The sequence below is a fragment of the Gilliamella sp. wkB308 genome, assembly GCF_001690185.1.
Classification (GTDB): Bacteria; Pseudomonadota; Gammaproteobacteria; order Enterobacterales; family Orbaceae; genus Gilliamella; species Gilliamella apicola_I.
In genome coordinates, this window is the sequence record NZ_LZGN01000022.1 from 41,471 (window position 1) to 53,842 (window position 12,372).

At 33.3% G+C, this 12,372-nt stretch carries 14 protein-coding genes and 1 tRNA gene; 9 read left to right on the forward strand and 6 right to left on the reverse strand.

What is annotated here, in order from left to right:
- Positions 1 to 15 precede the first annotated feature (15 nt).
- Positions 16 to 354 carry an iron-sulfur cluster insertion protein ErpA gene (erpA, locus tag A9G10_RS03050; protein ID WP_065558211.1) on the forward strand — a complete coding sequence of 113 codons (339 nt, stop codon included), beginning with the start codon at positions 16 to 18 and terminating at the stop codon, positions 352 to 354.
- A gap of 398 nt (positions 355 to 752) precedes the next feature.
- Here the strand turns inward: erpA and A9G10_RS03055 are convergent.
- Positions 753 to 840 (reverse strand) — tRNA-Leu (locus A9G10_RS03055).
- Positions 841 to 1,044: 204 nt separating this feature from the next.
- Positions 1,045 to 1,350 (reverse strand): hypothetical protein, encoded by a 306-nt coding sequence (locus tag A9G10_RS03060; protein ID WP_065558212.1) that lies wholly within the window; start codon positions 1,348 to 1,350, stop codon positions 1,045 to 1,047.
- 821 nt (positions 1,351 to 2,171) lie between these two features.
- Here A9G10_RS03060 and hcp point away from each other — a divergent pair.
- The gene (hcp, locus tag A9G10_RS03065) at positions 2,172 to 3,842 is read left to right on the forward strand and encodes a hydroxylamine reductase (protein WP_065558213.1); all 1,671 of its coding nucleotides are present in this window, start codon (positions 2,172 to 2,174) and stop codon (positions 3,840 to 3,842) included.
- A 173-nt stretch (positions 3,843 to 4,015) separates the two neighbouring features.
- The gene (locus A9G10_RS03070) at positions 4,016 to 4,432 is read left to right on the forward strand and encodes an Rrf2 family transcriptional regulator (protein WP_065558214.1); all 417 of its coding nucleotides are present in this window, start codon (positions 4,016 to 4,018) and stop codon (positions 4,430 to 4,432) included.
- Positions 4,433 to 4,487: 55 nt separating this feature from the next.
- On the opposite strand, the gene A9G10_RS03075 is transcribed toward A9G10_RS03070, so the two are convergent.
- Positions 4,488 to 5,138 (reverse strand): DUF421 domain-containing protein, encoded by a 651-nt coding sequence (locus A9G10_RS03075; protein WP_081298988.1) that lies wholly within the window; start codon positions 5,136 to 5,138, stop codon positions 4,488 to 4,490.
- 315 nt (positions 5,139 to 5,453) lie between these two features.
- Here A9G10_RS03075 and A9G10_RS03080 point away from each other — a divergent pair, with 315 nt between their 5' ends.
- Positions 5,454 to 5,663 carry a hypothetical protein gene (locus A9G10_RS03080; RefSeq protein ID WP_065558216.1) on the forward strand — a complete coding sequence of 70 codons (210 nt, stop codon included), beginning with the start codon at positions 5,454 to 5,456 and terminating at the stop codon, positions 5,661 to 5,663.
- Between the two features lie 300 nt (positions 5,664 to 5,963).
- On the opposite strand, the gene A9G10_RS03085 is transcribed toward A9G10_RS03080, so the two are convergent.
- Positions 5,964 to 6,236: a DksA/TraR family C4-type zinc finger protein gene (locus tag A9G10_RS03085; protein WP_065558217.1), complete on the reverse strand. Its 273-nt coding sequence runs from the start codon at positions 6,234 to 6,236 to the stop codon at positions 5,964 to 5,966.
- 100 nt (positions 6,237 to 6,336) lie between these two features.
- Here A9G10_RS03085 and msrA point away from each other — a divergent pair, with 100 nt between their 5' ends.
- The 3 genes from msrA to msrB are packed head-to-tail and all read left to right on the forward strand — an operon-like array spanning position 6,337 to position 7,921.
- Positions 6,337 to 6,885 carry a peptide-methionine (S)-S-oxide reductase MsrA gene (gene msrA, locus A9G10_RS03090; RefSeq protein WP_065558218.1) on the forward strand — a complete coding sequence of 183 codons (549 nt, stop codon included), beginning with the start codon at positions 6,337 to 6,339 and terminating at the stop codon, positions 6,883 to 6,885.
- A gap of 3 nt (positions 6,886 to 6,888) precedes the next feature.
- A complete protein-coding gene (locus A9G10_RS03095; protein WP_065558219.1) occupies positions 6,889 to 7,413 on the forward strand; it encodes a cytochrome b in 525 nt (174 codons plus the stop codon).
- Between the two features lie 58 nt (positions 7,414 to 7,471).
- The gene (gene msrB / locus A9G10_RS03100; protein ID WP_065558220.1) at positions 7,472 to 7,921 is read left to right on the forward strand and encodes a peptide-methionine (R)-S-oxide reductase MsrB; all 450 of its coding nucleotides are present in this window, start codon (positions 7,472 to 7,474) and stop codon (positions 7,919 to 7,921) included.
- 78 nt (positions 7,922 to 7,999) lie between these two features.
- On the opposite strand, the gene lptG is transcribed toward msrB, so the two are convergent.
- Together lptG and lptF are read right to left on the reverse strand one after the other, a co-directional pair.
- Complete coding sequence (gene lptG, locus A9G10_RS03105; RefSeq protein WP_065558221.1) at positions 8,000 to 9,064, reverse strand: LPS export ABC transporter permease LptG; 1,065 nt, start codon at positions 9,062 to 9,064, stop codon at positions 8,000 to 8,002.
- An 11-nt stretch (positions 9,065 to 9,075) separates the two neighbouring features.
- The gene (lptF, locus tag A9G10_RS03110) at positions 9,076 to 10,179 is read right to left on the reverse strand and encodes an LPS export ABC transporter permease LptF (protein WP_065558222.1); all 1,104 of its coding nucleotides are present in this window, start codon (positions 10,177 to 10,179) and stop codon (positions 9,076 to 9,078) included.
- A gap of 143 nt (positions 10,180 to 10,322) precedes the next feature.
- Here lptF and A9G10_RS03115 point away from each other — a divergent pair, with 143 nt between their 5' ends.
- Together A9G10_RS03115 and A9G10_RS03120 are read left to right on the forward strand one after the other, a co-directional pair.
- The gene (locus tag A9G10_RS03115; protein ID WP_065558223.1) at positions 10,323 to 11,804 is read left to right on the forward strand and encodes a leucyl aminopeptidase; all 1,482 of its coding nucleotides are present in this window, start codon (positions 10,323 to 10,325) and stop codon (positions 11,802 to 11,804) included.
- A gap of 18 nt (positions 11,805 to 11,822) precedes the next feature.
- Positions 11,823 to 12,278, forward strand: a complete 456-nt coding sequence (locus A9G10_RS03120) for a DNA polymerase III subunit chi (protein ID WP_065558224.1) — start codon at positions 11,823 to 11,825, stop codon at positions 12,276 to 12,278.
- Positions 12,279 to 12,372 lie beyond the last annotated feature (94 nt).

Here is a 12,372-nt window from a genome sequence, read left to right on the forward strand (position 1 = left end):
CAGTAGGAGAATAAAATGGGCAATGCTTTACCAATTAACTTTACTGATGCTGCAGCGAATAAAGTAAAAGCATTAGTCACCGAAGAAGAAAACCCAAATCTTAAATTAAGGGTTTATATCACAGGTGGGGGATGTAGTGGATTTCAATATGGGTTTACTTTTGACGAAAAAGTAAACGAAGATGATTTAGCCATAGAAAAAAATGGGGTATCGTTAGTTATCGATCCCATGAGTTTACAATATTTAGTTGGCGGTACCATTGATTATGTAGAAGGATTACAAGGCTCACGTTTTGTGGTTGATAATCCTAATGCAACAACGACTTGTGGTTGTGGTTCTTCATTTAGTGTTTAATCTTCAGACCCAAAAATCTTGGGTCTGCGTTCTAAGCAAAAATTCATTTTAGACTTGTGAATATCATAGATAAAAGTCACGACAATAACATTTCCTTACTAAACTAATCTTGTCACCAAAAAGTTCAATTATAGCGCTATTTTTTCAGCATACTTTGCCGTTAGCTACTTATCCATTAAAACAGTATGGATGATTATATTATTTTTGTTCTGGCAGTGAATCTGACTTATCTAAAAATTGAATTTTATTAGACAACTAAAAAACAACTTTAATTAAATGATTGATAAGGTTTTTTAGTAAAAGGTTGATACAGGTTAGTAATAACATGCGTACAAGGTATTGTTAATACAGTGATAAAATAAGTCGATGAGAGAAGGATAAAAAAAGAAAGATAAAAGTGGTGCCCGGGGCGAGACTTGAACTCGCACGGCCAAAAAGGCCGAGGGATTTTAAATCCCTTGTGTCTACCGATTTCACCACCCGGGCTCAAAACGAATTCGTTAAAAGTAAATGCGTTTCGAATGCAGTGCATTTTACCCATCTTAATTTCTACGTCAATAGAAAATTAAAAAAAATTGATTAACCGCTCAATGTTTATCATATTTCTGTTTTATTTTAGTCTGTTTCTCTATAATCTTATCGTTGCGTTATAGAATTATTCTATAAACGTTGGTCTTGATTAATTCCTTATTAGGAATCTAATTTATTGGTGATCCACTTGACTAATTTCATTTTCCTTTCTCTTGAACAATAGACCCAATAACCTTTTATCACAGAAGGTATGGTTAGTTTTATCAGCCATCTGTCATCTTTTTCGATATCATTAGGAAGAACAATGTCCCGTAATACAATATCGATGTCTGAATTAAGTTTTTTTACAATCCAGTCTGATAACGTCATATTAGCTTTTTTGGCTAATTTTTTCCATTTTATAAATTTTTTTTTCTGGGTATGAAAACAAAAACTTATTTGTTTAGTGTTTGAATCAGTAAACATATTTCTTTCCTGTTAAAACTTTATTAATTTTAAGATTTTAACCTCTATTCCTTAATAGATTAACGCATGCTAGGTTAAGATTTTATTGTTGAGATTATTTTTTGATTTTAATGGCATTAAATTGATGCTTAAATAACAACAATTACTTGTCATTTGACTGGGTTCGATCAACTTGAGGAACAACCAAGGATATTTACTCCATTAACATTTGATGTCATTTATTAATTTGAATCCTCTGTTCAATGAGTAAAGCCATACATGATGTCATATTTTATGGTTTGTATTTATAACAAACTGCTTACCCGTCTAAGTATATTGTCATTCACCTTTTTTATAATGACATGAATATCAATTAATACTTAATCAATTATTATGCATGATTAAAATAATCGGTTTAGCATTATTTCTGATTTTTCTCATTTAATCAAATTTATTTTGACAATTAATATTAGATGTTTTTACATGTAACTTATTGAATTAAGTAAAAATAAGTAAATGATTTTAATTTTTTATTTAAGAAATAAATAGAAAAGCAAATTTTCGATCTGGCTCAAAAACCGATATTTATCGAATTCATCAGACAACATTCTAGCTAGGCTTAAGATAAGCGAAGCGTTCTAATATTCCTTAATTGTATTTATCAAACTGTCTATCTTCTATGTGGCATAACATGATTAGATCATGACACTTAGTTTTAATATTAAGTTCAAATTTTTCATGATTATTAAAAAAATTAAATTGGTAAATTCACTTTTCTTTTTTATTTTAAACATGTATTTTATATACCTGTTTTAGTAAGAGGAAAGAAAACAGGAGTAATAATGTTTTGTATTCAATGTGAGCAAACAATAATAAAATCAAATGAAAAAGGGTGTAGTTATTCTAAAGGAATGTGTGGTAAAACAGCAGAAGTTTCTGATCTTCAAGATGTTTTAGTCGCCAGTTTGCAAAAGGTTTCATTTTGGGCTGCCATTTGTCGTAGACATGACATTGTGGATAGACAGATTGATAGATGGTGTGCACAAACATTTTTCTCAACCTTAACTAATGTGAATTTTGATGCAGACAGAATGTTGGCGTATCTTGCAGAAGCCGATATCTATTCTCAAAAATTAGAACAGCTTGCCAAAGTTGCTGTACGACAATTTAATGAACATTTACCTGCGTTAACCTATGTAGCCCAATTAAATTTTCCTAAAACTAAGCAAGAATTATTGGATTTTTCTTCTTTAGTCATGTTGAAGCAAGACCAAGATAAAGTCGGAAAGGATGTCATTGGACTGCGCTTATTGGCACTATATGGATTGAAAGGGGCGGCTGCTTATATGGAACACGCAGCAGTTTTAGGGCAATTTAACCAAGATATTTATACCGAATATCATGAAATGATGAGTTATCTTGGTGATAATCCATCTGATATCAATAAATTATTTCAATTATCCATGCAAATAGGACAATTGAATTATAAAGTAATGGGAATGTTAGATGCCGGCGCTACCAATACATTTGGCGATCCTATCCCGACTAAAGTCAATACAAGACCTGTTGCAGGTAAATGTATTCTTGTCTCTGGTCACGATTTTCATGATTTGCGTTTGATATTAGAACAGACTCAAGATAAAGGCATTAATGTGTATACACACGGTGAAATGTTACCGGCTCATGCTTATCCAGAATTAAAAAAATATTCACATCTAGTTGGAAATTACGGTACAGCTTGGCAAAATCAACAGACAGAATTTGCTAAATTCCCCGGCGCTATCGTCATGACATCTAACTGTATTATTAATCCTTTTACTAAAGGCTATGCAGAGCGCATCTTTACCCGAAGCATGGTAGGTTGGCCAGGTGTCACGCATATTGAAACAGATGATTTTAGTCCCGTTATAGAGTGTGCGTTGAATCAACCCGGATTTGATTACACGGAATTAGAGCATTTTATTACTGTCGGCTTTGCACGTAATACTTTATTAAATGTAGCCCCAACAGTTGTCGAACAAGTCAAAGCAGGCAATATCAAGCATTTCTTCTTAATTGGTGGATGTGACGGCAGTAAAAGTGAACGGCATTATTATACCGAAATGGCAAATCAAGTCCCTAATGATAGTGTTATTTTAACTTTAGGTTGTGGTAAATATCGATTTAATATGCAAAATTTCGGCAATATTAACGGTATTCCTCGATTAATTGATATTGGGCAATGTAATGATGCTTATTCCGCAGTGCAATTAGCATTGGCGTTGGTTGAAGCTTTTGGATGTGGCGTGAATGAATTACCATTAACATTAGTTTTATCATGGTTTGAACAGAAAGCCATTGTTATATTATTGACATTATTATCGCTTGGTATCAAGGGGATTTATGCAGGGCCTTCAATGCCTGAATTTTTAACCGACAATATATTGACTATTTTACAAGATAAATTTGATCTTCGTATGACTTCTCAAGTCAGTAAAGATCTGAATCAAATACTAAATTATTGCGCAGCATAACACAACTTAAATTGGAAGTTATCCTCATTTTGTTGATGAGGATAACACCATGATAATTTAGTTTTTAACTTGGTAATAAAAATTCAATTAGTCATAAAAAGAAGGTTAATTTAATCATTGATATTGCCTATAATGTGAGATGATAAGTTTTTTTAAGTAGATAGGAAAAATCAGTGCAATTATCAAGTTTTACCGATTACAGTATACGTGTGCTTCTTTATTTATCCACGGTAAATGGTGATCAGCTAGTCAGTATCGCAGATATTAGTCATTATTTTAAAATTTCTAAAAATCATTTAGTTAAAGTCGTTTATAATTTAAGTAAATTAGGTTATGTCGAAACCAAGCAAGGAAAAAATGGTGGCATTAAATTAAAAATAGAAAAAAAACAGATTAATATTGGTACTGTGGTTAGACAAATAGAACCGCTAAATCTTCTTAATTGCAGTTTATCATTTTGTCATATCAGTCCTGCTTGTCGTTTAAAATACTATCTTTCGGATGCTAAAGAAGCATTTTTGAAAGAGCTTGAAAAGTACACGATAGAAGATATTGTGGATCCCAATATACAATTAACTAACTTTAACTAGCAGGTTTAATTAGTTAAAGTTAATTTAATTAGGTGATTATTTTTTTAAGTGAGTTTTAAGCTGACTTATCTTCAGTTTTATCATATGGGTAGATAATGAGTTTATTATCAAACCATTCTGCACAAAAAATGTCTTCGACTTTTTCATATCCTTGTTTATGGATTTCCTGCATGAGCCAATCTTCATCTTTTTTGAGTTGTTCAAGATTATCTTGACTAATACAGCCATTTTCGATGATCAGTTCAGCAATATCTTTTTCACCTTTTTTAATAATGGTTAGCGAACCATTTAATTCATACCAAACTTGTTTTAATTGACTAAATGAGGATATTCCTTGTATGTTCACTAAAGTCTCAAAATCACGTACAGGCAAGTTTGCTTTGGCAAAATTATCTGTTAATAATTTTCCGTTTTTAACTAATTGTATTGCTTCACCGTCAATCGCATCTCTTAATCGAGAATTTTTTGATTTTATAAAGCGAATTAAAATTAATAACGCTGCCCAAATTGCGACAAGACCAGCGGCTTCCCAAGCTGAAACGGTTGGACTGAGTAAAGCTCCCCCGACTAACGCACCGATTACCATACTACCAACCTGATCTAACTGAGACATTGGGGCAATTTGACTTTTACCTGATAGTTTCACGTAAATAAGTAAAATGATTAGTGCAAGTAAAAATTTCGGTGCCATTTGTAGTAAATACATTTCCAACCTCCAAATTAAAAAGTTATTTTAAGTGGCATTGATCCATGCCTTTTTAGAGAAATAAAAAATTAAATTTAAATGGTCGAGATTAAATTTAGTGAGTTCTAATATATGAAGAATTTTTGTTAAAAACGTGTTTTTTCTTGAGATGCAGGTTTTATTATAACTGATTTTTGAAAAATTAATGAGAAAATTATTGTCAGTTGGATTGTAAATTAATCAAATCTAAACTTGATTTTTTACTGATAGACGTTTATATATAATAGTGATAAGTAATGTGCTTATCACTAACCTATAACATACGAGGAGCTAATAATGGTACAAAAATTTGCTTCATACGGTAGTGATGTTTCAGCAGGCACCTATAAGTGTGCTGATTGCGGTTATACTTTTTCCAATCAAAGTAAAAAATCCTTGCCACCATGTCCGGATCATAACAAAAAACCTCATATCAAAAATGGTTGGTATATTGTTTCAGGACAGGGCGATTCAGTAAAAGATCCTCATCCGGATAAAAAAAAGTAGACAAGCATTGCTAAAATACATTCACTATTTATGTGTTTTGGTTATTAAGAGTATAAAAAAAGGAGCGTTGCTTGTTTTTCTACTTGTGAAAGCTGCATGATAAAATCAGTAACGCTCTAATCCTTTTTTAATCTCTATCTTTACATGTAAGCTGAACTAAAAAAGTGATTAACTTAAAGGTGTTAATAAGCGCAAAACGTGTTATCTTTTATAAGATAACGATTTTGTTAAATCCAAATAGTTGCCGATTTTCAGATTTCAACATCCAATGAATTTAATAATTAGGCAATAAACAAAATATTAACGAAGTTGACTGTCTTTGCTGCCTCGACGATTATATAAAATCGCCGCTTTAGCAGACTGTTTATCCAGTTCTTGTTGGCAGTTTAAACAATATTGTACGCCAGGTAATGCAAGCTTTCGTGCTTTTGGAATAGGATCACCGCATTCAATACAGAAATCAGCACTTTGAGCACCTTGTTTAAGTTGGCGTCTAGCATTTTCGATAGCATCAGCAATGGTGCTTTCAATTTGTTGATTAACGGCATCGTCAGATGCCCAACCACTAGCCATATTCGATCCTCCTAAAACTGAGATGGTTAGCTTGTGAAATGGTGATTTTTTAAGCTTTTTCAAGGGGTGTCTTTTAAAATCATTTTTATTGGAGATTATTATGCAACAATATGAGCAAGCAACATTTGCCGGCGGTTGTTTTTGGTGTATGGTCAAACCGTTCGATCAATACGAAGGTGTTATTAGTGTGGTGTCGGGTTATACGGGTGGCCATGTAGCAAACCCTACCTATGAACAAGTATGTCAAGGTGATACAGGACATACTGAAGCTGTTCAAATTACGTTTGATCCCAAGAAAATCAGTTATAAAAAGTTATTAGATATTTTTTGGCAACAAATTGATCCTACGGATCAACATGGTCAGTTTGCTGATCGAGGTGATTCTTACCGTCCGGTTATTTTTTATCATAATCAATTCCAACATAATTTAGCACTGGAATCGAAAAAAGAGTTAGAGGCAAGCGGTCGTTTTACTCACCCGATTCAAGTCGCGATTGAACCCGCCGTCGTTTTTTATCCGGCTGAAGAGTATCATCAAGACTTTTATAAAAAACAGTCACAGCATTACAATCGTTATTATCAATTGTCCGGGCGCTCGTCATTTTTGTCACAGCATTGGCAAGATAAATCTAAACTTAAAAGTGAGTAAGTTATGCAAGATTACCCTCAGTATCGTAGTCAACAAAAATTAATACATTGGCTATCAGCAGTGTTAGTTATATTAGCGTTTTTACTGATTATGTTTAAGATCATTCTGTCTCATTTTTTGGGAGGAATGCCAAATATCTATTTGTTACATAAATCAATAGGTGTTTTAGTCTTCATTGTAACAATATGGCGTATTAAAGTAATTATCCAATATGGTATCCCAGAGGTTTTAGATAAACATCAAAGATTACAGCGAATTTTATCAAAATCCACTCAAGGCTTTATCTATATTTTTCTGTTAATTGCTCCGCTATCTGGGTATTTGATGAGTAGTCGTCCGCTCAATGTTTTTGGTCTTGTTTCCATCCCTGCTATCGATATGCCAAATGAATTTTATCTGTTTTTCCATAGCACACATTTAATCAGTTCATATTTGTTAGCCGTATTAATTTTGGTACATATTCTCGGGGCTTTATATCATTACTTTTGGCTTAAAGATAAAGTTTTACAATCAATGTTGGCAAAATAGTTAGCTTTAAAAGCTGTTTTGCTAATTAAGTTCTTCAATATTCGCTATTAGGTGACTTATGAATAAACTAACGAAAGAACAAGCCATTTCTAAATTGACCGCTATGCAATATCATGTGACGCAACAAAATGGCACAGAACCCCCGTTTGAAAATGAGTTTAATGATAACCATGAAGAAGGATTATATGTCGATATTGTATCCGGTGAACCTTTATTTACTTCTTACGATAAATTTGACTCTGGGTGTGGCTGGCCAAGTTTTTCCCGTCCTGTGAATGATCATCATATTCTTGAAAAAGCAGATAATAGTTATGGTATGCATAGAACTGAAGTCCGATCTGTAAAAGGGGATTCTCACCTTGGGCATGTTTTTAATGATGGGCCTAAAGCGTTAGGTGGATTGCGTTACTGTATTAATTCTGCAGCTTTACGTTTTATTCCGGTTAATAAACTGGACGAAGAGGGATATGGGGAATATTTATCCCTTTTTGAAAAACATAAATCCTGATTTCCTATCATTCATTTATTGAATGATAGGCGTTAAATGGTAAGTAATAAAGTCAACAAACATTAATGGTGTGTTGGTTTAATTTCTTCTTTTAAATAGTGCATAACTTATCAGTAAAAAAACAAAACTGGTTATTAACGATCCTATGATTGGATAGATACCAATAACAATACTCATTTGAGCAAATAAGTTATCGGCGATATAGAAAATAAACCCAAAACTAATGCCGATGATGACCCTAACACCAGTTGACACACTTCGCAGTGGGCCAAATATAAACGATAGGGCAAGTAACATCATGACAGCAACTGAGACCGGTTTTATGATTTTTTTCCAGAAAAGTAAATCATAATAGCTCGTATCTTGTCCCGAGTTGTGCAGATATTGTGAATATTTATAAAGTCCTGTAGCGGAAAGCGAGTCAGGATCAAAAGCAACAATGTTCAATTTATCCGGCGTAATGTTGGTTTCCCATTTCATGGACATCAGATTTGTCCCATTTACTTTAACCGGATCACTAAAATCATTTTTTTCAACTTGCGTTAATGTCCATTCATTTTTTTTAAATATGCCATAATCAGCATGGGTTATGGACAATAATTGATTATTATCTGTCGCATAAATCGAAATATCGTTAATGGAATTATCGTCATTCACACGACCAATATAGATATAATTGTTTCCATCTTTTGCCCATAAACTACCTTGTTCAGCTAATAACGAATTGCCATATATTTTTACTGAACGCATATTACGGGCAGTTTGTTCGCACTCAGGGGCTACCCATTCACCGATTGCCATAGTAATAATTACTAATGGTATAGCCGTTTTCATAACGGCTTTAGCAATTTTAAAACGGCTAAAACCAGATGTTTCCATAACGATAAGCTCACTTCGAGATGCCAGCAACCCTAATCCAATTAGGGCGCCTAACAATGCTGCCATTGGAAAAAAAGTTTCCAGATCTTTAGGTGTCATTAAGGCCGTATATATACCAACTGAAAAAGCATCATAATCACCTTTTATTCTTCTGAGTTGATCAATAAAACGAATAATTCCTGACAAGCTAATAAGTAAAAACAGGCTCAGACCTATAGAGCTTAAAATTGTTCTACCAATGTAGCGATCTAAAATCGAAAACACCTTTTTCCCCTTTATGATTTACTGAATTTTAGACGAAGTTTACGCATGAAGATGCTATCCCAGCAATTTAATATCAATGCAATAATAAAATAGGTAATATTGATTAGGTAAAACCAAAATTCAGCATCCATACGGCCTTTTCCAGCATTTGCTTTTATTGAACTGGCTAACAGAAAATAGACCAAATAGAGCAGTAAAGCGGGTAATATTTGCGAAAGCCTACCTTGTCTTGGATTTGTGACACTCAGTGGAATAACTAAAAAAGCCATTAATGGAACAGAAACAATCAGTGTTAACCGCCAATAAAATTCAGCTTTGGTTTTGGGCGTTTTCAGCGTTCGCAATTCAGTTAATCCAAGCTGTTGTACATCAATTTTTTCATCATCACTATTCATATCTAATTCTTTAGGTTTAATAATTCCCAAATAATTATGAAAATTTGATATACGAAAATCTTGTAATTGTATGTTTCCTTCGTAACGATTGGCGCTTTCTAACGTAATAATTTGATTGCCTTCTTTGTCATGACCGGTTTTGCCTTTATTCGCAATTATGATCGAAGGTCTTTCGTTATCTTTGGTTTTGACTTTAGCGATAAATACATTTTCTAAATTGTTATTATTGACATTACCAATATAGATGACCGAATTTCCGTCTGGAGTTTGTTGAAATTGTCCTGATAATAATCCCGCTAAACTTGGATTTAATTTGGCATTTTCAATTAATTGACTTTGTTTGATATTTGACCAAGGCCCGAACCATAAAGTATTTAGCATTGTTAACGAGCAGGTGAAGATACATAGTAAAAAAACGACTTGATAAGTGACATTTTTTTTCACGCCGCAGGCATGCATAGCAACCATTTCACTATCTGAATATAAGCGACCAAATGTAATAAGCACCCCTAAAAAAAGACTTAATGGTAAAATCAAATCAGCCATATTAGAAATACCCAAGACTAACAAGGGCATGATTAAATCACGAGGAATATTTCCTTCGATCGCGCTCGATAAAATTTTAATTAATTTTTGAGAAAAGAAAATAAGGAGCAAAATAAACAAAATAGCACCTTGTGTTTTCAATGTCTCTTTAACTAAATATCGACGAATTATCACATTTTACCTATACAAAATTAAACGTTTTTTCAGATCTAATTATTATAAACTGAAATAAGAGTAATTAGTTATCTTTTTGTTGCTATCCCATGATGAATCGATAAAATATTACTATTCGCATTATCTTTTACATGAGAAACATTATGGAATTCTTAATCAAAAACAGTCATACTTTAACGAATCAAAAAACAGAATGTTTAGTTATTTCAATAGATTCAGGTAAGAAACAATCAGACATTGTTAATGAAATCGATGAATTGACTCATGGCATGATTAGCCAACTTATTAAAAGTGGTGATATTAGTGGTGAATTAGGAAAAACCACTCTGTTGTACCCTTGTATAACTGGTTTTACACAAAAATTATTATTGGTTGGCTGTGGCAAATGTAAAGATTTTGACTTTTCTAAAGCCAAAAAAATGATTCAAAATGTGGTAAAAGAGTTAGTTGCTAAAAATATTAAGAGCGTTACTTGGGATTTACTAACAGTCAATACTGCTTATAGTTCAATCATTGCAAAACAATTACCGCAAATTGTGAACGATATAACCTATCACTTTGATCTATTCAAAACTGAAAAAGCAACCAAACTGAATCTTGCTAAAGTTAATTTGATTTATGGTGATAAAGAACAAACGCAATCGATTAGTTGCAATTTACAACAGGGTAAAATTATTGCTGATGCTATATTGGCTACAAAAACGCTGGCTAATATGCCTTCAAATATCTGTAATGCAAAATATTTAGCAGAACAAGGTAAATTGCTCGATAAAACCTATGAATCATTGAAAACGACATGTTTAGGTGAAAAAGAGCTCGCTAAATTAAGTATGAATGCTTATTTAGCTGTAGGTCGAGGTTCACAGAATGAATCGATAATGACAGTTATCGAATATAACGGTGCAAAAGACAAAAAAGCGCAACCTATTGTTTTAGTTGGTAAAGGATTAACTTTTGATTCCGGTGGTTTGTCAATAAAACCAGCTGCAAGTATGGATGAAATGAAATACGATATGTGTGGTGCAGCGACTGTTTATGGCGTAATGCAAGCTGTAGCAGAATTAAATTTACCAATTAATGTGGTGGGTGTTATGGCTGGATGTGAAAATATGCCCGATGGTAATGCTTATCGTCCTGGCGATATTTTAACGACAATGTCAGGTACAACGGTTGAAGTGATTAATACCGATGCAGAAGGTCGTTTAGTTTTGTGTGATACACTAACTTATGTTGAGCGATTTAATCCAAAAGCGGTGATTGATATTGCAACGCTAACCGGTGCCTGTATTGTGGCTTTAGGGCATCATTATACGGGCGTTATGGGAAATGATGAAAAGTTAGTATCCCAATTGGTGAATGCATCCAATAAAGCGGATGATAAAGCATGGGCTTTACCAATGGATAATGATTTCCAAGATCAGATTAAATCAACGTGTGCCGATATTGTTAATGCTGGTGGGCGTGATGGTGGTACGATTACAGCGGCTTGTTTTTTATCTCGGTTTACTCAAAAATACCATTGGGCACATTTAGATATTGCGGGTACAGCATGGAAATCAGGTGCAAGCAAAGGTGCGACAGGGCGACCGGTTGCTATGTTGATTCAATATTTGTTAGATCAATAAGACGACATTACTATTTTTATGAAAAAAGTGATTTTCTATCTGTTAGAAAACCAAACAGAAGCAAGCGAAACAGGCATATTGTTTTATGAAAAACTTGCTTGCCAAAAAATTGTCGAGGCATGGCAAGCAAAACAAAGAGTGTTGGTTGCTTGCCAAGATCAAGTTCAAGCTGAACGTATCGATGAATACCTTTGGCAACTGGATACCGATAATTTTGTTCCACATAATTTAGTCGGCGAAGGAATGAAAGGGGGATCACCTGTTGAAATCTGCTGGCCTCAAAAACGCAGTAGTGGCAATCGCCAATTATTGATTAATTTGCAGGAACAATTCCCTGAATTTTCTGGATTATATCATGATATTATTGATTTTGTGCCTGTTGATGAACGATTGAAATCCCTAGCCAGAAACAGGTATAAAACGTATAAAGAAAGTGGTTTTAATCTGAAAACAATACCCATATTATGTACATAATGGCTAGTATTATTATGCTTGGTCATTAAGTTTTCAAACAGCAAATTTAATACTTTATGATAGTATTAAGCCAATTTATTGTTTTTCTATTTTA